Source organism: Streptomyces sp. NPDC008086 (genome assembly GCF_042957325.1).
Classification (GTDB): Bacteria; Actinomycetota; Actinomycetes; order Streptomycetales; family Streptomycetaceae; genus Streptomyces.
Genome location: NZ_JBIBIA010000010.1, coordinates 299,309 through 319,698 on the forward strand (window position 1 = coordinate 299,309; position 20,390 = coordinate 319,698).

General features: G+C 70.8%; 19 protein-coding genes. 9 read left to right on the top strand and 10 right to left on the bottom strand.

Going from position 1 to position 20,390, the window contains the following annotated elements; translation table 11 throughout:
- Positions 1 to 183 precede the first annotated feature (183 nt).
- From ACFZBP_RS33780 to ACFZBP_RS33790, 3 genes are all read right to left on the bottom strand, one after another.
- On the bottom strand, positions 184 to 1,290 hold the full coding sequence (locus ACFZBP_RS33780) for a sensor histidine kinase (RefSeq protein WP_383451830.1): 1,107 nt from the start codon (positions 1,288 to 1,290) through the stop codon (positions 184 to 186).
- Positions 1,287 to 2,024 carry a response regulator transcription factor gene (locus ACFZBP_RS33785; RefSeq protein WP_003997964.1) on the bottom strand — a complete coding sequence of 246 codons (738 nt, stop codon included), beginning with the start codon at positions 2,022 to 2,024 and terminating at the stop codon, positions 1,287 to 1,289. Before ACFZBP_RS33785 ends, ACFZBP_RS33780 begins: the two co-directional genes overlap by 4 nt.
- A 132-nt stretch (positions 2,025 to 2,156) precedes the next feature.
- Entirely contained in the window at positions 2,157 to 2,834 is a 678-nt protein-coding gene (locus ACFZBP_RS33790) for a spermidine synthase (protein WP_391419092.1), read from the bottom strand.
- Positions 2,835 to 3,011: 177 nt separating this feature from the next.
- On the opposite strand from ACFZBP_RS33790, the gene ACFZBP_RS33795 reads away from it, so the two are divergent.
- Both ACFZBP_RS33795 and lon read left to right on the top strand, forming a co-directional pair.
- Positions 3,012 to 3,818, top strand: a complete 807-nt coding sequence (locus ACFZBP_RS33795) for a rhomboid-like protein (RefSeq protein ID WP_391418831.1) — start codon at positions 3,012 to 3,014, stop codon at positions 3,816 to 3,818.
- Positions 3,819 to 4,013: 195 nt separating this feature from the next.
- Entirely contained in the window at positions 4,014 to 6,428 is a 2,415-nt protein-coding gene (lon, locus tag ACFZBP_RS33800) for an endopeptidase La (protein ID WP_391418833.1), read from the top strand.
- Positions 6,429 to 6,494: 66 nt separating this feature from the next.
- On the opposite strand, the gene ACFZBP_RS33805 is transcribed toward lon, so the two are convergent.
- A complete protein-coding gene (locus ACFZBP_RS33805; RefSeq protein WP_391418835.1) occupies positions 6,495 to 7,334 on the bottom strand; it encodes a GH25 family lysozyme in 840 nt (279 codons plus the stop codon).
- A gap of 251 nt (positions 7,335 to 7,585) precedes the next feature.
- Here ACFZBP_RS33805 and ACFZBP_RS33810 point away from each other — a divergent pair, with 251 nt between their 5' ends.
- Positions 7,586 to 8,098, top strand: coding sequence for a MarR family winged helix-turn-helix transcriptional regulator (locus ACFZBP_RS33810; protein ID WP_383451840.1), 513 nt, complete (start codon positions 7,586 to 7,588; stop codon positions 8,096 to 8,098).
- A gap of 34 nt (positions 8,099 to 8,132) precedes the next feature.
- On the opposite strand, the gene ACFZBP_RS33815 is transcribed toward ACFZBP_RS33810, so the two are convergent.
- Positions 8,133 to 8,921, bottom strand: a complete 789-nt coding sequence (locus ACFZBP_RS33815) for a protein phosphatase 2C domain-containing protein (RefSeq protein ID WP_391418838.1) — start codon at positions 8,919 to 8,921, stop codon at positions 8,133 to 8,135.
- Between the two features lie 444 nt (positions 8,922 to 9,365).
- On the opposite strand from ACFZBP_RS33815, the gene ACFZBP_RS33820 reads away from it, so the two are divergent.
- From ACFZBP_RS33820 to ACFZBP_RS33840, 5 genes are read left to right on the top strand one after another with little or no spacing between them, the layout of a single operon-like run.
- On the top strand, positions 9,366 to 12,413 hold the full coding sequence (locus ACFZBP_RS33820) for a nitrate- and nitrite sensing domain-containing protein (protein ID WP_391418841.1): 3,048 nt from the start codon (positions 9,366 to 9,368) through the stop codon (positions 12,411 to 12,413).
- Complete coding sequence (locus ACFZBP_RS33825) at positions 12,410 to 12,913, top strand: hypothetical protein (RefSeq protein WP_062717897.1); 504 nt, start codon at positions 12,410 to 12,412, stop codon at positions 12,911 to 12,913. Before ACFZBP_RS33820 ends, ACFZBP_RS33825 begins: the two co-directional genes overlap by 4 nt.
- Positions 12,910 to 13,368: a DUF742 domain-containing protein gene (locus tag ACFZBP_RS33830; RefSeq protein ID WP_383451846.1), complete on the top strand. Its 459-nt coding sequence runs from the start codon at positions 12,910 to 12,912 to the stop codon at positions 13,366 to 13,368. Before ACFZBP_RS33825 ends, ACFZBP_RS33830 begins: the two co-directional genes overlap by 4 nt.
- Positions 13,349 to 13,987 (top strand): ATP/GTP-binding protein, encoded by a 639-nt coding sequence (locus ACFZBP_RS33835; RefSeq protein WP_383451848.1) that lies wholly within the window; start codon positions 13,349 to 13,351, stop codon positions 13,985 to 13,987. Before ACFZBP_RS33830 ends, ACFZBP_RS33835 begins: the two co-directional genes overlap by 20 nt.
- A gap of 24 nt (positions 13,988 to 14,011) precedes the next feature.
- Entirely contained in the window at positions 14,012 to 15,265 is a 1,254-nt protein-coding gene (locus tag ACFZBP_RS33840; protein ID WP_383451850.1) for a styrene monooxygenase/indole monooxygenase family protein, read from the top strand.
- On the opposite strand, the gene ACFZBP_RS33845 is transcribed toward ACFZBP_RS33840, so the two are convergent.
- From ACFZBP_RS33845 to ACFZBP_RS33860, 4 genes are all read right to left on the bottom strand, one after another.
- Positions 15,183 to 16,337 carry an NlpC/P60 family protein gene (locus ACFZBP_RS33845; protein WP_391418848.1) on the bottom strand — a complete coding sequence of 385 codons (1,155 nt, stop codon included), beginning with the start codon at positions 16,335 to 16,337 and terminating at the stop codon, positions 15,183 to 15,185. The two genes, ACFZBP_RS33840 and ACFZBP_RS33845, sit on opposite strands and share 83 nt — an antisense overlap.
- A 102-nt stretch (positions 16,338 to 16,439) precedes the next feature.
- Positions 16,440 to 16,757 (bottom strand): hypothetical protein, encoded by a 318-nt coding sequence (locus ACFZBP_RS33850; protein ID WP_383451853.1) that lies wholly within the window; start codon positions 16,755 to 16,757, stop codon positions 16,440 to 16,442.
- A complete protein-coding gene (locus ACFZBP_RS33855) occupies positions 16,750 to 17,394 on the bottom strand; it encodes a TetR/AcrR family transcriptional regulator (protein WP_383451855.1) in 645 nt (214 codons plus the stop codon). Before ACFZBP_RS33855 ends, ACFZBP_RS33850 begins: the two co-directional genes overlap by 8 nt.
- Positions 17,395 to 17,666: 272 nt before the next feature.
- Positions 17,667 to 18,605 carry a diiron oxygenase gene (locus ACFZBP_RS33860; protein ID WP_383451856.1) on the bottom strand — a complete coding sequence of 313 codons (939 nt, stop codon included), beginning with the start codon at positions 18,603 to 18,605 and terminating at the stop codon, positions 17,667 to 17,669.
- Positions 18,606 to 18,732: 127 nt separating this feature from the next.
- Between ACFZBP_RS33860 and ACFZBP_RS33865 the strand changes: the two genes are divergently transcribed.
- Complete coding sequence (locus ACFZBP_RS33865; RefSeq protein WP_391418852.1) at positions 18,733 to 19,842, top strand: diiron oxygenase; 1,110 nt, start codon at positions 18,733 to 18,735, stop codon at positions 19,840 to 19,842.
- A gap of 18 nt (positions 19,843 to 19,860) precedes the next feature.
- Here the strand turns inward: ACFZBP_RS33865 and ACFZBP_RS33870 are convergent, their stop codons facing one another.
- Positions 19,861 to 20,379 (bottom strand): DUF3291 domain-containing protein, encoded by a 519-nt coding sequence (locus tag ACFZBP_RS33870; RefSeq protein ID WP_391418854.1) that lies wholly within the window; start codon positions 20,377 to 20,379, stop codon positions 19,861 to 19,863.
- Positions 20,380 to 20,390: the final 11 nt, after the last annotated feature.

Sequence of the window (20,390 nt, forward strand, 5' to 3'; positions counted from 1 at the left end):
ACATCGGAAAGCGTGTTTCGGGCCTGGAAATGGCGGGAAACAAGTGTGGTTCCGCTTCGGATGAACGCAGATGGGAAGGCGCGATCACGACCTGACGCGCCAAAGGCGCAGGTCCGTACCTGATCACACGTGTCCGTCAGCCAGGACAGACGTGGATCTTGACGCTCCGCTTCGAACTTTACGTCAACTTGGTACGGATGGCTGCCCTGGAAGTGTGACAAGAATCCGGCAACCCCGATCGGATTCGGCCACGCCGATCCGGCCGCCGTGCAGATCGACGGCCCAGCGCGCGATGGCCAGCCCCAGCCCCGTGCCGCCGTCGCTGCCCGGCCCGTGCGGCCGGCTCACGGCGCCCCGGTTGAACCGCTCGAAGACCCGGTGCCAGTCCGAGCGCGGGATGCCCGGACCCTCGTCCAGGACCTCCAGCACCAGGGACTCCGGCTGTGCCCCGCGGCGCGCCTTGACCGTCACGCGGCCGTGCGCCGGGCTGTGCTTGATCGCGTTGTCGATGAGGTTGGCGACGACCTGGTGGATGCGCTCGGGGTCGGCGTGCGCGGTCAGCTCCGGCGGGGAGACGTCGAGGTGCAGATGGACGTCGGTGCGGGTGTGGCTGCCGGAGCCCGACGCCATGCCGCCGCGCGCGGAGGAGACCATGTTGGCCTCCTTGAGCACCCCGGACAGGTACGGCCACACCTCGAAGCGCCGCAGTCGCAGCGGTACGACGCCGTTGTCCAGGCGGGACAGGTCGAGGAGCGTCTCCACGAGCCGGCCGAGGCGCTCGGTCTGCTTCAGCGCCGTGCGCATCGTCTCGGGGTCGGCCTCGGCGATGCCGTCGACGACGTTCTCCAGGACGGCCCGCAGGCCCGCGATCGGGGTGCGCAGCTCGTGCGAGACGTTCGCCACCAGCTCCTTGCGCTGCTGGTCCTGGGCCTCCAGCTCGTCGGCCATCAGGTTGATCGTGCCGGCGAGGTCGCCCAGCTCGTCCCGGCGGTTGTCGCGCACCCGGCGGGTGTAGTCGCCGTGCGAGATGGACCGGGCCACCGCGTTCATCTCGTCCAGCGGCGCGGTGAGCGAATGTGCCACGAACTGCGTAATGAGCAGTGTGGCGATCATCGAGAAGACCGTGATGAAGCGCAGCTCCGTCTGGGTGCGCACCGCGATCATCGACAGCCCGGTGGTGATCAGCACCGCGATGATCACGAGTGCGCCCAGCTTGGTCTTGATCGAGAACGGACGTACGCCGCCCCAGGGCTCCCCGGGGCCTCTCCGCGCGGCCGGTCCGTCGCTCATGGCGTCGGGGTCTCCAGGGCGTAGCCCACGCCGTGCACGGTGCGGATCCGCTCGGCGCCGATCTTCCGGCGCAGCGCCTTGATGTGGCTGTCGACCGTGCGGGTGCCGGAGGCGTCCGCCCAGTCCCACACCTCGGCGAGGAGCTGCTCCCGGGAGAGCACCGCGCGCGGGGTGTTGGCCAGGCACACCAGGAGGTCGAACTCGGTCGGAGTGAGGTGAACATCCTCACTCCGCACCCGTACGCGCCGCTGCGCGTGGTCGATCTCCAGCTCGCCGAGGCGCAGGATGCCCGACCGGGGGGTCGTGGCGGCCAGCGCGGCCCGCTCGACACGGCGCAGCAGCACGTGCACGCGAGCCGCCAGCTCCCGCATCGAGAACGGCTTGGTCATGTAGTCGTCGGCGCCCACGCCGAGGCCGACCAGCATGTCGGTCTCGTCGTCGCGCGCGGTCAGCATCAGCACCGGCACCGGCCGCTGGGCCTGCACCCGGCGGCAGACCTCCAGGCCGTCGAAGCCCGGCAGCATGATGTCGAGGATCAGCAGGTCGGGCTGCCAGGCCTCGGCCGTGTCGACCGCCGCCGGACCGTCGCCCGCGGTCTGCACGAGGAAGCCCTCGGCGCGCAGACGGGCCGCGATGGCGTCCACGATGGTCGGATCGTCTTCGACCACGAGGACCCGGCGCTGGGCGCCGGGGGTCGCCGCCGTGCCGTTGTGGGAGGTGTGTGTCTGCTCCATCGCCCGCCCCAAAGTTGCTTTCCGGAATCCGTGGGGTGATCCCGCTAACTGGCTGTGCCTGCGCATGCTTGCGATTGACGCTTGAATGATCCGCGTCAGGTGAGCAGAGTACGGGGAGTCACCGTGCCACGGCTATCCAGGCCGTACGGCGAGGTGCACGACGTCGGGAACGCCCCGGGCAACGGGGATCTCTTCGGTACGCACCTGTTGGAATCCGGCATTACGCAAGGTTTCTTCGAATTCCGGAGACGGCTGGGCGGACCATACGGCAAGTACCCCACCGGGCCTCAACACCCCTGCGCAGCCCGCCAGTCCGGCCGGTGAGTACAGGCTGTCGTTGCCCTCGGTGACAGTCCAGTCGGGCCCGTTGTCGATGTCGAGACACAGAGCGTCATACGTGGCGGAAGTCTCATGTACGTAGGTCACGAGATCCGTTTCCAGAATCTCGGTGCGCGGATCGGCGAGGGCCGACGCGGAGAAGTCGGACAACGGGCCGTCGAGATGCCAGTCGATAATCGCGCGCTCGCGCTCCACGACGGCGATCCGTCCCGGGCGCGGGTCGGCGGCGGCATGTGCGAGCGAGAACCCGACGCCGAGCCCGCCGATCAGCACCTCCGGGTCGGGCCGCCCGTCCAGCGCGCCGAGCGCCGCGTCGACCAGCAGCCGCTCCGAGCGTCCGTCGGAGGTGTCCATGAGGAAACAGCCGTTGGCGATGATCTGGAGCAGTTCGCCGTGCCGCCGCAGCACGATCTCGCCGTGCGGCCCCTCGCGACGGTCCAGGACTTCGGGGATGTCGTACGAAGTGGGCATCCAGCCATCCTGGCAGGTCCGGGCGGGGTGGCCGAGGGGATTGCCTTCGAATGCGTGAACAGGTGAGACGCGAGAACTTGTTGAGAGGTTGCCGAGAATCCCCTGTTCTGTGGCGTAGATCACAGACATGGGTGATCCGTGGTCCGAAGGTGGGGGAAACGGAAGGAGCGCCTCACCTTGGAACGGACTGCGGTCGGGGGCGTGACGGGCCCGTTTCCCGAGCCCGAGGTGGCCGAGCTGCTGGACGGGATGCCCCGCCAGCGCGGACCGGCCACCGCCGTGAGGCCACTGCCGGCGCCCGTGCTGCCGACCCCCGTCGGGACCACCGCGCCGCGCACCCGTCCGCTGCGCCCCTGGCGCCTGCTGCCCACCCCCACCGGCACCCCGTTCACCCTCGCCTACGCGGCCGTCCTGGCCGTCACCTCGCTCATTGCCGCCTACGCCGACCCCGACCTCGTCCACGCCCTGCACCAGGGCTCCAGCACCGATGTGGCGCACCTCGTGCGGACGCCCGTACTGGTGCTCCTCGCCAGCGCCCTGTGGGTCGCGGGCGGCTTCCTGGGGCCGTACACGGTCGGTTTCCTGCTGGTGCTGACCGCGCTGGAACGACGGATCGGCGGTGTCCGCACAGCCCTCGTCTTCCTGACCGGGCACGCCCTGGCCACCCTCGCGACCGAGGTCCCCGTGGGGCTCGCGGTGCTGGTCGGCCACCTTCCCGACAGCTCGCTGCACCGGCTCGACTACGGCATCAGCTTCGGCGTCGCCACCGGTACCGGCGCCCTGGCCGGGCTGCTGCGACCGTGGCTGCGGTGGCCCGTACTGGCGCTCTTCGGCGGAATGCTGCTCCAAGGCCTCCTGAACTTCACGGACCCGCTGACCAATTGGGGCCACCTCATCTCCCTGGCCATCGGCATCGCGATGTGGCCGATCGTCAGGCACTGGCACGCGGCGCACGCGAAGTCGGGGTCGGTCGGCCGGAGGTGACCACGCGTGGGGCTGCGTGGCGGTGACGGCGGGACGGGCGGGAAGGATCGGGCCCCGGTGACCGTTGACCACGAAAGCCCGAGGTCACCGCACCCGCGACAGCTGATCGCTCACAGCGAACTAAGGGCCGGGAACATTCGGGCCTCCCCGTGCATTGAGTCGGCATAACTCAACTTGACTGCCTAAGGGGAGATCATGGCTTCGACGTCCACACCGCTCACCCTGCCCGTGCTGCCCCTCGACGACGAGGTCGTGCTGCCCGGGATGGTGGTCCCGCTGGACCTGAACGACGCCGATGTGCGCGCCGCGGTGGAGGCCGCTCAAGCGGCCGCCCGGTCGCAGCCCGGGAAGCCACGGGTGCTGCTGGTGCCGCGCATCGACGGGACGTACGCGAGCACCGGTGTGCTCGGCACCATCGAGCAGGTCGGCCGGCTGGCCGACGGCGACCCCGGTGCCCTGATCCGGGGGCGCGGCAGGGTGCGGATCGGCGCCGGGACGACCGGGCCGGGCGCGGCCCTGTGGGTCGAGGGCGCGCGGATCGACGAGAGCGTGCCCGAGCCGCTGCCCGGACAGGTCGCCGAACTGGTGAAGGAGTACAAGGCCCTCGCCACCGCCTGGCTGCGCAAGCGCGCCGCCTGGCAGGTGGTCGACCGGGTGCAGGCCATCGACGACGTGTCCCAGCTCGCCGACAACTCCGGTTACTCGCCCTTCCTGACCACCGAACAGAAGGTGGAACTGCTGGAGACCGCCGACCCGGTCGCCCGCCTCAAGCTCGCCACCCAGCAACTGCGCGACCACCTCGCCGAGCAGGACGTCGCCGAGACCATCGCCAAGGACGTCCAGGAGGGCGTCGACAAGCAGCAGCGCGAGTTCCTGCTGCGCCGTCAGCTGGAGGCCGTCCGCAAGGAACTGCGCGAGCTGAACGGCGAACAGGACGGTGAGGAGTCCGACGACTACCGGGCCCGGGTGGAGGCCGCCGACCTGCCCGAGAAGGTCCGGGAGGCGGCGCTCAAGGAGGTCGACAAGCTGGAGCGGTCCTCCGACCAGTCCCCCGAGGGGTCGTGGATCCGCACCTGGCTCGACACCGTGCTCGAACTGCCGTGGAACGAGCGGACCGAGGACGCCTACGACATCCAGGGCGCCAAGGCGATCCTCGACGCCGAGCACGCCGGTCTGGAGGACGTGAAGGAGCGCATCACCGAGTACCTCGCGGTGCGCAAGCGCCGTACCGACCGGGGGCTCGGTGTCGTCGGCGGCAGGCGCGGCGGTGCCGTGCTGGCCCTGGTCGGCCCGCCCGGCGTCGGCAAGACCTCGCTCGGCGAGTCCGTCGCGCACGCCATGGGGCGTAAGTTCGTCCGGGTCGCCCTCGGCGGCGTCCGCGACGAGGCCGAGATCCGCGGCCACCGCCGTACCTACGTCGGCGCGCTGCCCGGCCGGATCGTGCGCGCGATCAAGGAGGCCGGTTCGATGAACCCGGTCGTCCTCCTCGACGAGATCGACAAGGTGGGCTCCGACTTCCGGGGCGACCCGGCGGCCGCCCTGCTGGAGGTCCTGGACCCGGCGCAGAACCACACGTTCCGCGACCACTACCTGGAAGTGGAACTGGACCTGTCCGACGTCGTCTTCCTCGCCACCGCCAACGTCCTGGAAGCCATCCCGGAGGCCCTGCTCGACCGTATGGAGCTGGTCCGCCTGGACGGCTACACCGAGGACGAGAAGGTCGTCATCGCCCGCGACCACCTCCTCCCGCGTCAGCTGGAGCGGGCCGGACTGAAGGCGGACGAGGTCGCGATCGCCGAGGGCGCGCTGCGCAAGCTCGCCGGCGAGTACACCCGTGAGGCGGGCGTCCGCACCCTGGAGCGCTCGATCGCACGGCTCCTGCGCAAGGTGGCCGCCCAGCACGAACTGGGCGAGCGTGAGCTGCCGTTCACCATCGGCGACGGCGACCTGCGCGGGCTGATCGGCCGGCCGCACCACGTGCCGGAGTCGGCGCAGGACCCGTCCGAGCGGCGTACGGCGGTCCCGGGCGTCGCGACCGGCCTCGCGGTGACCGGCGCGGGCGGTGACGTCCTGTACGTCGAGGCGTCGCTGGCCGACCCGGAGACGGGCGCGGCGGGCCTGACCCTGACGGGCCAGCTGGGTGACGTGATGAAGGAGAGCGCACAGATCGCCCTGTCCTTCCTGCGCTCGCACGGCGCCGAACTGGAGCTGCCCGTCGCCGACCTGAAGGACCGGGGCGTGCACATCCACTTCCCGGCGGGCGCGGTGCCGAAGGACGGTCCGAGCGCGGGCGTCACGATGACGACGGCGCTGGCGTCGCTGCTGTCGGGCCGGCTGGTCCGCACGGACGTGGCGATGACCGGCGAGGTCTCGCTGACCGGCCGGGTACTGCCCATCGGCGGCGTGAAGCAGAAGCTGCTGGCCGCCCACCGGGCGGGCGTCACGACCGTCGTCATCCCCAAGCGCAACGAGCCCGACCTGGACGACGTCCCGGCCGAGGTGCTGGACAAGCTCGACGTCCACGCCGTGACCGACGTCCGCCAGGTCCTGGAGCTGGCGCTGTCGCCGGCCACCAACGGCGCGGCGCCGGAGGTTCCGGTCGCGGCGTGACGGACGCCACCGGATAGGCAGGGCCCGGGTCCCGTGAGGGAGACCCGGGCCTTCGCCGCGGCAGGGCTAGCCGTTGGCGAGCGCCACGACCCTGTCCAGCGTCCCGTTGAACCGGTTGTGGTCGCCGACGGTCGGGCCGGAGGACGTGTACTGCCACATCGTGTAGTAGTCCCAGCCGGCCGGGAGTTCCCCCACCTCGGCGGCGTACCGGGCGACCCACAGCGGGTTGGCGGTGGCGAAGCCGCTGTGGTTGCCGGTGCACTGCTTCCACCAGTTCGTCGCCGTGTAGATGACGGCGTCGCGGCCGGTGCGGGCCTTGTACCGGTCCAGGAAGTCGCGGATCCAGGTGACCATCGCGGTCGGGGTCTTGCCGTAGCAGGCGTCGCCGTACGGGTTCCACTCGATGTCGAGGACGCCCGGGAGGGTCTTGCCGTCGCGGGACCAGCCGCCGCCGTGGTCGACGAAATAGTCGGCCTGGGTTGCGCCATTGGTGGTGTCCGGGGTGGCGAAGTGGTAAGCGCCGCGGATCATGCCGACGTCGTAGGAGCCGTCGTACTGCTGAGTGAAGTAGGGGTTGGTGTAGTAGGTCCCCTCGGTGGCCTTCACATAGGCCCACTTCACCCCGCTGTCCCACAGGGTCGACCAGGCGACGTCGCCCTGGTGGCTGGAGACGTCCACGCCTTCCGTCTGAGCGGCCAGGTCAGCGACGGGTTCACCGTCGGTGCCGTCGTGGGTGAGGATGCCCATGCCCATGTGGGCGGAGCCGCGGGCCGGGGGGTCGTCGGCGGACGCCGAGGCGGGCCGGGTGGTCAGTACGAGGAGGGTCAGGGTCAGAAGGGCTGCGAGCAGGAGCCCGGCGACAGGGGTGTGCCGGGGGCGGAGCGGTTCGGGTCTTTGCACGGGCATAGCGTGCCTCCGACGGCTCGGTGACGCTCGGTGGGGAAGTCGCGCGTATCCGTGACCGGCCGCGGCCGGGTCTGTGTGGCGTGGGCATGCCAGCCGTGGTCTCGACAGAGACCCTAGGCAGCGAGAAGAGCAGGTGGAAGGGGGTCCGGGGGCTGCCGTTGGTCTAAGCCTGCGAAATACTGGCGGAGCTGCGGCGACGACGGCGGGCGTCGGAAACTTTCAGGACCGGGACATTCGAGGCAGGGGCTGACGTGCGGGAAGACGGAAACGGGGACGAACGGCGAGGACAGTCGGCGGGTGCCCCCTCCGAGCGGGCCTCCGGCGGTGTCCCGGGCCGGCCCGAGTTCCTCGATCTGGAACGGGAGCTGACCGTTCTGTTCCGGCGCGCCCGGGCCAAGCAGGGCGAGATGGCCCGCGAGGTCCATCCCGACCTGGAGTCGGCGGCGTACGGGCTGCTGGTGCGGCTCGACGAGTCCGGCCGGATGCGGGCCACCGAGCTCGCCGCCTACATCGGCGTCGGCAAGGCCACCATGTCCCGCCAGCTGCGCGCCCTGGAGGACCTGGGCCTGGTCGCCCGCGAGCCCGACCCCGCCGACGGGCGGGCGTGGCTGGTGCACCTCACGGAGGAGGGGCGCGGCCGGGTCGCCAAGGTGCGCGAGGCGCGGCGGGCGCGCTATGTCGAGCAGCTCTCCCACTGGGACCCGCGCGAGGTCGCGGAGCTGGGCCGGCTGCTCAACCAGTTGAACCGGGGCATGGAGAAGTAGGGCGGGCCGGGGCGAGCACGGGACCCCCGTCCGCTCACCACTCCACGTACACCACCGTCGCGTCGTCGTGCGTCTTGCTGCGCCCCAGATACGTCCGCTCCTCCGCGTCCGCCCGCTCCAGCGCCCGCACCCGGTCCACCAGCCCCCGCGCCCCCTCCTTCCGTACGAAGGTGAAGCAGTCCCCCCAGTCGCCCTCCCGGAACTTCTCCACCCAGCGCGTCGCCCCGTCCGTCAGCGCCGCCAGGGCCCGGACCTCGCCGCGCGGCAGCACCCCCGTCACCGCCCGCGCCGCCACCGACGGATCCGCGGCCGCCGTGAAGAAGCCCCCCTCCTTGTTGCGGACATGGGCGTCGATCAGGGCGTCCGTGGCCAGCGAGGCACGGGGGAGGCGGGCCAGACGGTCGTCCAGGCAGGGGGTGATGGTGCCGTCGGGCGACTCCAGCAGGAGGGCCGAGTCGGAGAGGATCAGGTACTCGACCGTCTCCGGCGACCAGCGGGCCAGAACCGCCGTGGCCTGCGGGGTGCGTGGGTGAGAAAGGTCACAGGTTTGGGCGTGTGCGTCAGCGGTACGTGTGACAGCCCGGCCCAGCGCCTCGGCGAGCGGCACATCGGGGAGTGAAACGGTCAGTTCGGTCAGCGCTCCGCCGAGCCGCGCCGTGAACCAGGGGACCGAATGCAGACAGCCCGTCTCGCCCCGCGGTGGGGTCACTCCGTCCAGGACCACCAGTACGCCTCCCTGTCCCGAGGCGGGAAGGCCGACACTCGCGAAGTCCTCGTTGGGGCGGGCCGGATCGCCGGACTCCGAAACAAGCTCTGTTCGCATTCGGTCAGTCTGCACGAGCCCTTCACAAGGTCCACGAAGGGGTCGCAACAACTGCCGAAAGGGCGAGGGCTCGCAGGTCAGACGTCGGATTTGGGGTGGAATGGAGTGCTCCGGGAAGCCGTGGCGGCGAATACTGCCACCGCGTGCCGCGGACGTCCAACCGGCCTGCCGTACAAGGCGTGTGCACGCGCCGGAGGAACTTGCCCGCCAACTCCCCTCCGGGGTTCACTCCTTCGGGTGGCGGGTCAGGTGATGCGCGGCCGTCGCCCACCGGCACTGGGAGGGTCGGGGACCGGTGAGGACACCCCCTGCTCGAGCGCTGCATCAATCAGCGAGCTCCGCTCGCGGGCGAGAGCTTGGGGGAGGGGTGTACGCGAGGTCGGCGGTAGTTGACGGAACGTCATCCGGACCCATGGGTATCACGAGTCAGGAATGCGAGCACCGGTGCAGAAGACGCGGCCTCGTCGCTCAGGCAAGCAGACGGCCTCCGCAGGGGGCACGCAGCCCACTCCCGGCGCCGCGACCGGCACCACTGGCGACGCCGCGCCCGCGGGCAGGGGGCGCCCGACGCACGTACGGAACCGGCTGATCGTCGCCGTGGCCGTCGTGGCCGCCGCCATCGCGGGCGCAGGCGTCCCCTCGATCGTCACCGCCTCCGGGCAACTGCACGACTCCCAGGAACTGGTGACCCTCGCCGAGCAGACGGAGAACGCGCTCACGCTCGCCCACTCCCTCGCCGACGAGCGCGACGAGGTCACGTCGTACGTCGCCGCCGGCCGCCCCGAGTCCAAGGCGCCCAGCGAACAGCGCAGCGTCCGCGTCGACCGGCAGGTCGAGGAACTGCGCGCCGACCCCGACGCGCCGGCCTCGCTGCGCGACGACCTCGACGCCATCGCCGCCGTACGCAGGGGCGCGCTCACCGGCAAGAGCACCGCGCTGGAAGCGCACACCGCGTACTCGGCCACCATCACCGAACTCCACCGGCTCGCCGAGAGCCTGGCCGCGCAGACGCCGCCCCGCGCGGGTGCCGGCGCCCACGCGCTCGCCGAACTGGACTCCGCCGTCCAGCAGGCCGCCGCCGCGCGAGGACTGCTGCTCGCCGCGCTGAGCGTGCCGACCACCACCGAGACGGTCGTCGACCCGATCACCGGCATCGCGAGCACCCGGAAGACCTCCTCGGACGCCGACGCCAGGCAGCGCGCCGCTCTCAGCGCCGCCGCCCAGCAGGCCCGACTGCGCTCCGACGCCGCCCTCGCCGACTTCCACGACACCGCGCCCAAGGCGGCACGCACGTCGTACGACTCCACGGTCACCGGCCCGGAGGTCAACACCGCCGACCGGTATCTCGCCGCCCTCACCGACCAGCCCGCGCTCTCCGACCGTGACCTGGCCACGAACACCAAGCGCGCCGAGGCCGCCCTCTCCGCCCGCGTCGACCTGATGCGCGGTGTGGAGTCCGCTCTCTACGACCGCCGCACCAAGGCCCTGGAGCAGCTGCGCGACGACGACGTCACCGCGCTGGAGATCCGGATCGCGATCCTCGGCGCCCTGATGCTGCTCGCCGTGGGTGTCGCCACCGGCATGGCCCGCAGCCTCACCCGGCCCCTCGCGGTCCTGCGCCTCGGCTCCGCCCGGCTCGCCCGCGCCGAGGACCCGGCGGCCGAGGAGCCGGTCAAGTTCACCGGCCGCAAGGACGAGTTCGCCCAGGTCGTCGACTCCGTCAACGCCTTGCACGCGCACGCCCTCGCCCTCCACGAGCGCATCACCACCCTGGAGTCCGACCGCAAGCACCTGGTCGGCCAGCGGCAGAAAATGGCCGACGCGCGCGAGGGGCTGCGCACCGAACTCGCGGAATCAGCCGCCCAGTTGGAACGGCTGCGGGACAGTATCGGCAACACCTTCGTCAACCTCGCCCTGCGCACCCTCGGCCTCGTCGAGCGTCAACTCGCGGTCATCGAGGGCCTGGAGGAGCGCGAGCAGGACCCCGAGCGTCTCGCCACGCTCTTCAAGCTCGACCACTTCGCCACCGTCATGCGCCGGCACAGCGAGAACCTCCTCGTCCTGGCGGGCACCGAGCATGTCCAGCAGCACGTGGGACCGGTCCCGCTGGTCGACGTCGTCCGTGCGGCGGTCAGCGAGATCGAGCGCTACGAGCGCGTACGCATCGCCGCGCTCCCGCCGCACGCGCACGTGGCGGGCTTCGCGGCGGACGACCTCTCCCACCTGCTGGCCGAGCTGATGGAGAACGCGACCTCGTTCTCCCCGCCCGACCTGCCCGTCGAGGTCTCCGGCTGGCTGCTGGAGAGCGGCGAGGTCATGCTGTCGGTCCAGGACGAGGGCATCGGGATGACGGGCGAGCGCCTGACCCGCCTCAACTCCCGCCTCGCCGACTTCGACCCCGAGAACTCCTACGACCAGGAGGGCGAGGACGGCCTGGGCCTCGGCCTCTACGTCGTCGCCCGTCTCGCCCACCGCCACGGCGTCCGCGTCCAGCTCCGCGAACAGAAGCAGGGCGGCGTGGCCGCGGTCGCGGTCCTGCCGAAGAGTCTCCTGGCCCCCGCCCCGGCGGCCGCGGTCCCCTCGGACTCACGGCACCCCACCGGCGCCCCCACCTTCTCCCTCCCCGGCGCCGCGGCGGAGGCCAACTCCAACGTCCTGCACGGCCGCACGAAGGGCGTCGACCCCCTCGTGGCCCTGGCGGAGAAGGCCGTAGAGGAGACAACGGAAGCACCACCGACGCAACGACAGCCGGGCCACCCCGAGGCCGAGCAGGAGCGCGAGCACCCTGCCGAGACCACGATGGAACTCCTGATCCCGACACCGCCGACATCGGATCCGACGCCCGAGCCGACGGCGGATCCGACGCAGGCACCGACACCCGACACCCCGACCGGTCCGACGCAGACGCGCAGGCCTGAGTCGCCGGCCGGTCCGGCGCCGGGGCCGGCTTCTGAGTCGACGGGCGGGTCGATGCCGGGGCTGACGCCCGGGGTGCGGCCGGGTGGGCCGGTGGGCGTCGAGTCCGTGGAGGTGGCATCGGGCACCGGGTCCGCGACCGCCGGCACCGGGTCCGCGGGCCGCGCAAAGGGCACCGGCGAACGACTCGCGGTCGCCGACGGCGAGGACGCCCCACAGGGGCCACCCGCACTCGACGACGACGCCCGCACGGGTGGTGCGGGCGGGTACCAGAACCCCGCCGAAGGCGAAGCCGAGGCGGAACACACCCGCACCCAGGACGAGGACCCCGTCACCGACAAGGGCCTCCCCAAACGCACCCCGAAGATCACCGCCCCCGCCCAGGCCCCGCGCCAGCGGACCGGCACCGTCGACGCCGAAGCCCTCCGCAGGAGACTCGGCGGATTCCGCAGGGGAGCGGAGGCGGGCCACCGCGAGGTACAGGCGGAGATCGCCGAACAGACGGGCCAGACCAAGGCCCCGACAGCACCATCCGAAGCAGCCACGGGGGGCACAGTCGAGGAGGCAAGCAGTTGACCGCGCCCAGTACCTTCGGACTGAGCAGTGAAGCCCGCAACCTGCACTGGTTGTTGACGAATCTGGTCGAGGAGGTGCCGGGCATCCAGTCAGTCGCGGTGGTCTCCTCCGACGGATTGCTCCTGCTCTCCTCCGACCACGCCCGAAACGCCGAGGCCCGGGAAACCAGGCCCGACAAGCCCACCGGCCCACGCGGCTCCTCCGCCGACCTGGCCACCATCGTCTCCGGCATCGGCAGCCTCACCATCGGCGCCGCCAAACTGATGCAGTTCGGCGGCGTGAAGCACACGATGGTCGCGATGGACGAGGGCAGCCTGTTCGTGATGTCCATCAGCGACGGCTCACTGCTCGGCGTACACGGCTCCGCCGACTGCGACATGAGCGTGGTGGCGTACCACATGGCGCTCTTCGTCGGCCGGGCCGGCCACGTGCTCACCCCCGAACTCCGCAGCGAGCTACGGAAGTCCCTCGAGACCGCGTCGGCAGGGAGTACCCGATGAGCAACGCCCCGCACGGCAGGCCCCAGCTCCCCGTCCGCGGCGGTGACCGCAAGCCCGCCCGCGTACGCCCCTACTCGCTCACCGGCGGCCGTACCCGTTTCGGCCACGTCCTCCTCGTCGAGACGTTCGTCGGCAGCACGGCCGCGCTGGAGGCCGCCGAGGAGCGCAGGGAACTGACTGGGGGCACCGCCCACGCTATTGGCAGTGGGGGAGGTTCCCTCTCCACCCGGGTGATGCCGGAGATGCGGGCCATCGTCGAACTGTGCCGCCGTATGCGCACGGTGGCCGAGATCGCCGCGCTGCTGAAGATGCCGCTCGGCGTGGTCCGGGTGCTCCTCAGCGACCTCGCGGACCAGGGAAAGATCCGTGTGTACGGCACCGGAACCGGCCACGGCACGGGCCGGCCGGAACGCGCGCTGCTGGAAAGGGTGCTGAGTGGACTCCGTCGTCTCTGACGCCGCTCGCGGTGTCTCCCCGCTCCTCGTCGACGAGGAGCCCGAACAGCCCTGGCAGACGGACCGTACCCGGGCCCCGATCGCCACGAAGATAGTCGTGGCGGGCGGCTTCGGCGTCGGCAAGACCACGCTGGTCAGCGCCGTCTCGGAGATCACGCCCCTGCAGACCGAGGCGCTGATGACCGAGGCGAGCGAGGAGACCGACGACCTCACCTCGACGCCGGGCAAGATGACCACCACCGTGGCCATGGACTACGGCCGCATCACGCTCGACGACGACCTGGTGCTCTACCTGTTCGGCACGCCGGGCCAGCAGCGGTTCTGGTTCATGTGGGACGACCTGGTGCGCGGCGCGATCGGCGCGGTCGTCCTGGCCGACACCCGGCGCCTGAAGGACTGCTTCCCGGCGCTGGACTACTTCGAGAGCTGCGGGCTGCCGTACGTCGTCGCGGTCAACCACTTCGACGACAGCGAGCTGTTCGAGCCGGAGGACGTCCGGGATGCCCTGACCGTGCCCGCGCACATACCTGTCATGATCATGGATGCGCGGCGTCGGATTTCGGCCATCGAGACCCTGTTGGCCCTCGTCCGACACGCACTGGACGAAACCCCCGAGTAGAGCCGAGTAGGAGAACAGCCCCGGATGCGGAAGATACTCGTCGTCGGAGCCGGTCAGTCCGGACTCCAGATCGCCCTCGGACTCCAGTCGCACGGATACGAGGTCACCCTGATGTCCAACCGGACGGCGGACGAGATCCGCTCCGGTCGGGTCATGTCCACGCAGTGCATGTTCCACACGGCACTGCAGCACGAGCGCGATCTCCAGCTGAACTTCTGGGAGTCCCAGGCCCCGAAGATCGAAGGACTCGGCGTCTCGGTGGCGGCCCCCGGCTCCTGGAGCGAGGGTCCGGCGGCGCGGGCGATCGACTGGCGGGGACGCCTCGACGGGTACGCGCAGTCGGTCGACCAGCGGGTGAAGATGGCCGGCTGGATGGAGACGTTCGCGCAGCGCGGCGGCCAACTGGTCATCCACGGCGCGGCGGTCGGCGACCTCGACTACTTCTCCCGTACGTACGACCTGGTGCTGGTCTCGGCCGGCAAGGGCGAGCTCGTCCAGATGTTCGAGCGGGACGCCGAGCGCTCCCCGTACAGCCGGCCGCAGCGCGCGCTGGCCGTCTCGTACGTCCACGGGCTCGGCCCGCGTCCGGAGCACCCGGACCAGGAGGCCGTGCGCTGCAACCTCGTCCCGGGCGTGGGCGAGCTGTTCGTCATGCCCACCCTGACGACGTCCGGGCGCGCCGACATCCTGTTCTGGGAGGGCATACCCGGCGGCCCGCTCGACGTCTTCGACGGCGTGAAGGACCCCGCGGAACACCTCTCCCTGACCCTGGAACTCATGGAGCGGTACGTCCCCTGGGAGTACGCGCGGGCCACCAAGGCCGAGCTCACGGACGCGGGCGGCGTGCTGAGCGGGCGGTACGCGCCGACCGTGCGCAACCCGATCGGGCGGCTCCCCGGAGGAGGGCTCGTGCTGGGCGTCGCGGACGTCGTCGTGGCGAACGACCCGATCACCGGACAGGGCTCCAACTCGGCCTCCAAGTGCGCCGCCGCCTACCTCGCCTCGATCGTCGAGCACGGGGAGAAGGAGTTCGACGAGACGTGGATGCGCGCCACGTTCGACCGGTACTGGGCCACCGCGCAGCACGTCACCAAGTGGACCAACGCGATGCTGGCACCGCCGCCGGAGCACATCCTGGGCCTCATCGGCGCGGCCGGACAGCTGCCGCCGGTCGCCGACCGGTTCGCCAACGGGTTCAACGACCCGGCTGACTTCGAGAACTTCTTCTACGATCCGGAGAAGACCGCGGCGTATCTCGCTGAGGTTTCCGGGACCTGACCTGTTTGCCCGCCTTCGAGGACTCCTGCGGGCGTACGGCTCCCAGGACCGGGTTCGACGCGATCGGCGAGATCTTGACCTTCTCGCCGGTGCGCGGCGCCTGGATCACCTTGCCCTTGCCGAGGTACATCGCCACATGGGTGGCGTCCGGGAAGTAGACGACCAGGTCGCCCGGGCGCAGCTTCGACAGCGGGATGCGGTCGAGCCGCGCCCACTGCTCCTGGCTGGTGCGGGGGATCGGGGTGCCGGCATGGGCCCAGGCCTCGGACGTCAGACCTGAGCAGTCGTACGACCTCGGGCCCTCCGCGCCCCACTTGTACGGCTTGCCCAGCTGCTTCCTGGCGTAGCGGATGGCCCGGTCGGCCTCGGAGGACGGCTTGTGATCGTCCTTGGCCAGAGCGCCGGACGCCAGGAAGGCCCGCTGGGCCTTGGCGATGCCGGTCTTCTCGAACTCCGCCAGCGCCGCCAGCTGGGCGGCGGTCAGGGACGCCAGGAGCTCCTCGACCTTCTTGAGGCGCTTCTCCACGGTGTCCCTGTCCTTCTTCTGGCGCTTCGCCAGGGCGAGTTGCGCGTCGAGGGCCTTGCGCGCCTTGCGGGCCAGCTCGTCGGCCTTGCGTTCTGTGCCGGTCAGCCGGCCGACCGCCTCCGCGCGCTCGCGTGCCAGCAGGCCGATGACATGCCCCTGGTCCAGGGCGTGCTGCGGGTCGCGGGCCAGGAGCAGACGGATGTACGGGGAGATGTCCGTGGTGTTCTGGTACTGCTGGCGGGCCAGGCGGCCGGCCGCGCCCCGGCTGTGGTGCAGGGAAAGCCGGGCGTGGGCCAGGGCGGCGTCCAGGCGGGTCACCTCGGTGCGCTGCTTCTTCAGCTTCTCCGCGGTGGCGTTGTAGGTCTCCGTGGCCTGTTCGGCCTGTCGGTACAGCCGCTGAAGATCCGTCAGCAGGCTAGCGGTGGAGCGCTCGCGCTGGTCCGGGGACGACGGCTCGGGGGCCGCCGTCGCGGGCGCCGGGGCCGATGCGAGGATCGTGGCGGCCGACGCCGCCGTACACGCCAGACGCAGAAGCCTTCCTGACACGTCATCACCTCCGGTGCGGAGAGGCTCTCTGCTCCGCATCGCGAGCCTTAGCCCGGGACGACGTGTTCGCGCGGTGGGTGTGCTCGGGTCGGCGGAACCCGATCACTCGTTCGTGTCGTGTGGCTTGCCCTGCGGCGTGGTGTCTGGCTTGGACCACGGCCAGTTCAGCCGGCTGGTCCTACGGCCCTCGGGGTCGTACTCGTACTTCCAGCGCCGGGAGAGGCCCATGCGGCCCGGGGTGCGCGGTACGCGCTGGTAGACGAGGACCGTGGGCGGGCCGCCGTGCGGGTCGGGGACCGGGACGCGGTACGTCTTGGGCGGGTGGCCGGTGATGCCCAGGAGCACGGGCAGGACGCGGCCGTCCAGCGGGCCGCCCTCGAAGGGGGTGTCTTCGCTCTTCACGGCACCAGTGTCAGCCATCCGCCGCGAGCTTCTCGGCCAGGGCGGCGGTCTGGGGGTCCCGGTTCGCGGTGACCGAGAGCACGGCGGCGAACTGGTCGACCAGCCAGTCCCGCAGTTCCGCCACGGGGGGCTGCTTCCCCTCGTCGAGCCAGATCAGGGACGCCGCCTCGACCGCGGTGATCCACATGCGGACGGTCATACGGAGGTGGAGGCCGGGGTCGGTGACCTCGAGGTGGCTGAGGATGTGCTCGGCCGCGGCGCGGCGGACTCCGTCCACTATGGCGGTGGTGCGGGAGGTCTCCACGACGCTGCCGCCCTGGAGGAGGGCGCTGAAGCCGGTGTCGTGCTCGTCGACGAAGGTCAGGTAGCGGTCGAGGGCACGGGAGAGGCGGGGGAGGAGGGGGCCGTCGCGGGGTTCGTCGAAGCACTGCTGGAGCTCTTCGGCGGCCGAGCGGAGGGCGGCCTCGTAGAGCTGCTGCTTGCCGCCGGGGAAGTAGCGGTAGACGAGGGGGCGGGAGACACCGGCCGCCTCCGCCACGTCGTCCAGGGAGACGTCCTCGGGGGTGCGGTGGGCGAACAGGTTCAGCGCGGCGTCGAGGAGCTGACTGCGCCGCTCCTCGACGCTGAGGCGGCGGTAGGCCGGGGCGGCGGACATGGGATGAAGCCTAGTCGCCGTGGTGGTGCGGTGATCTGGCGACTACGACTGCGTCGTGGCTGGTCGCGCCCACGCCGCGGAGCCGCATATCGACACCGCCCCGCGCCCCTGGGTCGGCCGGCGCGCCGTGGTTCGTCAGCCCGGCCCGAGATGGTCGGCGCCCCGTGGGCCGCTCAGCTGCGGGCAATCGTGCCGCCTGGGGCGGCACGGGTGGGCGCAGGCTGCACCCCGCCGGCGCGGGCGAGCGACACCCGCCCCGAGCTCAGCCCCGCTCACGCCAGCAGACCGGACGACCTCCACAGCCGCCGCCCTACGCCCCGCAGCACCCCGATGTCGTCCAGGAAGTCCGTCAGCTTCTTCGCCCCCGTCTGCATGACCTCCCGGCGGTGGCCGCTCGCCTTCACCTGCGCCATCGCCTCCCGCTTGTCCAGCCCCACGTTCGTGTACACCTCGGGATTCACGAAGGCCACGGAGAACACCCGGGCGAACTCCCCGGAGGTGACCCGCGTGAACTCCTGGGACCACTTCGGGGCCGTCACCATCTGCCGGCGCAGCTCCTCGCGGGCATAACGGACGTGGCGGGCCTCCTCCACGACGTGGATGCGCGTCACGCCCCGGATCAGCGGCTGCACCCGCTCGTCCGGGAACGTCAGCCGCTGCATCCAGTCCAGGACCTCCTCGCCCAGCAGGGTCGCGGTGAAGGAACCGGGGGTGGTGGAGATCGTCTTGAAGAGGCGGCCGAGGTGCTGGTGGGCGCGGCTGACCGGGTACCAGGGGGTGTCTCCGTGGGAGATCAGGCGGGCGAACATCTTGGAGTGCCGGCACTCGTCCTCGATCTCGGTGAGCGCGTAGCGGACGTGGGCGCTCGTCGCCGCCTTGTCGTAGATGTGGCGGACCAGGAGCTGCATGAGGATGATCTCGAACCAGATGCCGAGCGAGGCGAGGGCGGCGGCCTCGTGCTGGGAGAGCAGGATCCGCTGCTCCTCGCTCATGCGCTTCCACAGGGGCGTGTCGTAGAGCGAGACCAGCTCCGGGGGCCAGAACCACTTGCCCTCCTCGAAGGGCGCGTCCCAGTCCAGCTCCTTGTCGGGGTCGAAGGAGTGCTTGGCCGAGGAGGCCAGGAGGCGTTCGGCCACCTGTTCGCGGTCCTTGAGCAGGCCGAGCGCGTCGCGCAGACCGTCGAGCGCGTCGGCTTCCGTCAGGGTCGTCATCGGTCGCTCACCTCTGTTACCGGGGGGTACGTCGTCCGTGTCTTATGAGACTGCCTGTCAGCAAGGTCGTCAATCCCTTGTGCGGGACTTGTTGACGCCGCGTCTATCGCGTGTGAGCCTGCGGGGCATGCCGACCTATGACCTGTACGCGAACGACCCCGGAGAGCCGCTCTGGCAGGTGCCCGCGGCCGGTGCGGCCCGTTTCGGCTGGGAGTACGACGACGGGCGTGAGCGGCTTCTGGCCCTGTACCAGAAGGGCAAGGACAAACAGTGGGACGGGCAGCTCAGGATCGACTGGGATCTGGAGGTCGACCCGTGCGACGCGCTCGGCACGCCCGACGAGGCGATGGCCCTGTACGGGACCCCGTACTGGTCGAAGATGAACGAGCGGGAGCGCGGCGAGCTGCGGAAGCACTACGCCTCCTGGCAGTTCAGCCAGTTCCTCCACGGTGAGCAGGGCGCGATGATCTGTGCGGCGCGGATCGTCGAGTCGGTGCCCGACATGGACGCGAAGTTCTACTCGGCGACCCAGACGATGGACGAGGCGCGGCACGCCGAGATCTACGGGCGCTTTCTGCACGAGAAGATCGGGATGCTCTATCCGATCAACGACAATCTCCAGGCCCTGCTGGGCGACACCCTGCGGGACAGCCGCTGGGACATGCCGTACCTCGGTATGCAGGTGCTGATCGAAGGGCTCGCGCTGGCCGCCTTCGGGATGATCCGGGACACCACCACCAAGCCGCTGCCCAAGCAGATCCTGGCGTATGTGATGCAGGACGAGGCCCGGCACGTGGCCTTCGGGCGGATGGCCCTGCGGGACTACTACAAGCAGCTGACCGACGCCGAGCTCCGTGAGCGCGAGGAGTTCGTCATCGAGGGCTGCTATTTGATGCGGGACCGGCTGCGGGGTGTCGAGGTCCTGGAGAACTTCGGCATTCCGAAGGCGGAGGCCGAGCGGATCAGTGAGCGGTCGGAGTTCCTGCAGCTCTTCCGGCGGCTGCTCTTCTCCCGGATCGTCCCCTGTGTGAAGGACATCGGACTGTGGGGTCCACGCCTTCAGCAGGCCTACGTCGACATGGGTGTCTTCGAGATGGGCGACTCGAATCTGGACCTGCTGATGGCACAGGACGAGGAGATCGCCGAGAAGCTGGACGCCGAACGGTTCGCCGCCGAGGAGCGGGAGCGGGTCGCCGAGGTCGGCGAGGCGATCGAGGAGGGGGCGGGCGACGTCTAGGGGGTGTTCTGACAGTCCCTAGGCCGAGCAGCCCAGTCCGTCCGGCACTTCGCCGAGCACAGGCTGTGCTCCCTGCGGGGGGTACGACGTGCGCAGGGTGAAGGCGTACGGCGTCGGGCCGTTCGTACGGAGGTGGAGGAGGCGGGACTCCGCCTCGGCGACCGTCGGGCGGTGGCCCGCGGGCACCCACCACAGGGCCGTCATCGCCTCCTGCACCCGCTCGAACCACTCCCGGCGACGGGCCAGCATCTCGCGGTGACGGCCCTGGTACATGTACGCGGTCAGCGCGTCGGTGTCGCGCCACATCGTCAGGTTGATGATCAGCCACTCGTCGCCGAAGACACTCACGTCGGTTGCGTCGCCGGAGTTCCCCTTCAGCCGCCACACGAAGCCGTCGGCGGCGTCGGCGTCGGCGTTCACGGGTTCGAGGTTGTCGAGGAAGTCCTTCAACTGCGGGGAGTCCAGTGGGGCCTTGAGGCGGGCGATGTTGACCTGGGCGAGTTCGTAGGCGGCTTCCGGAGCGGCAGGTGTCGTCATGGACCGAACGG

Bases quoted from the DNA above. Each gene is read 5' to 3' on its own strand.
- ACFZBP_RS33830 (WP_383451846.1), top strand. From the start codon at position 12,910: ATGAGCAACGCCCCGCACGGCAGGCCCCAGCTCCCCGTCCGCGGCGGT.
- ACFZBP_RS33785 (WP_003997964.1), bottom strand. From the start codon at position 2,024: ATGGAGCAGACACACACCTCCCACAACGGCACGGCGGCGACCCCCGGC.
- ACFZBP_RS33790 (WP_391419092.1), bottom strand. From the start codon at position 2,834: ATGCCCACTTCGTACGACATCCCCGAAGTCCTGGACCGTCGCGAGGGG.
- ACFZBP_RS33840 (WP_383451850.1), top strand. From the start codon at position 14,012: ATGCGGAAGATACTCGTCGTCGGAGCCGGTCAGTCCGGACTCCAGATC.
- ACFZBP_RS33870 (WP_391418854.1), bottom strand. From the start codon at position 20,379: ATGACGACACCTGCCGCTCCGGAAGCCGCCTACGAACTCGCCCAGGTC.
- ACFZBP_RS33850 (WP_383451853.1), bottom strand. From the start codon at position 16,757: ATGGCTGACACTGGTGCCGTGAAGAGCGAAGACACCCCCTTCGAGGGC.
- ACFZBP_RS33855 (WP_383451855.1), bottom strand. From the start codon at position 17,394: ATGTCCGCCGCCCCGGCCTACCGCCGCCTCAGCGTCGAGGAGCGGCGC.
- ACFZBP_RS33865 (WP_391418852.1), top strand. From the start codon at position 18,733: ATGCCGACCTATGACCTGTACGCGAACGACCCCGGAGAGCCGCTCTGG.
- ACFZBP_RS33805 (WP_391418835.1), bottom strand. From the start codon at position 7,334: ATGCCCGTGCAAAGACCCGAACCGCTCCGCCCCCGGCACACCCCTGTC.
- ACFZBP_RS33780 (WP_383451830.1), bottom strand. From the start codon at position 1,290: ATGAGCGACGGACCGGCCGCGCGGAGAGGCCCCGGGGAGCCCTGGGGC.
- ACFZBP_RS33860 (WP_383451856.1), bottom strand. From the start codon at position 18,605: ATGACGACCCTGACGGAAGCCGACGCGCTCGACGGTCTGCGCGACGCG.
- lon (WP_391418833.1), top strand. From the start codon at position 4,014: ATGGCTTCGACGTCCACACCGCTCACCCTGCCCGTGCTGCCCCTCGAC.
- ACFZBP_RS33815 (WP_391418838.1), bottom strand. From the start codon at position 8,921: ATGCGAACAGAGCTTGTTTCGGAGTCCGGCGATCCGGCCCGCCCCAAC.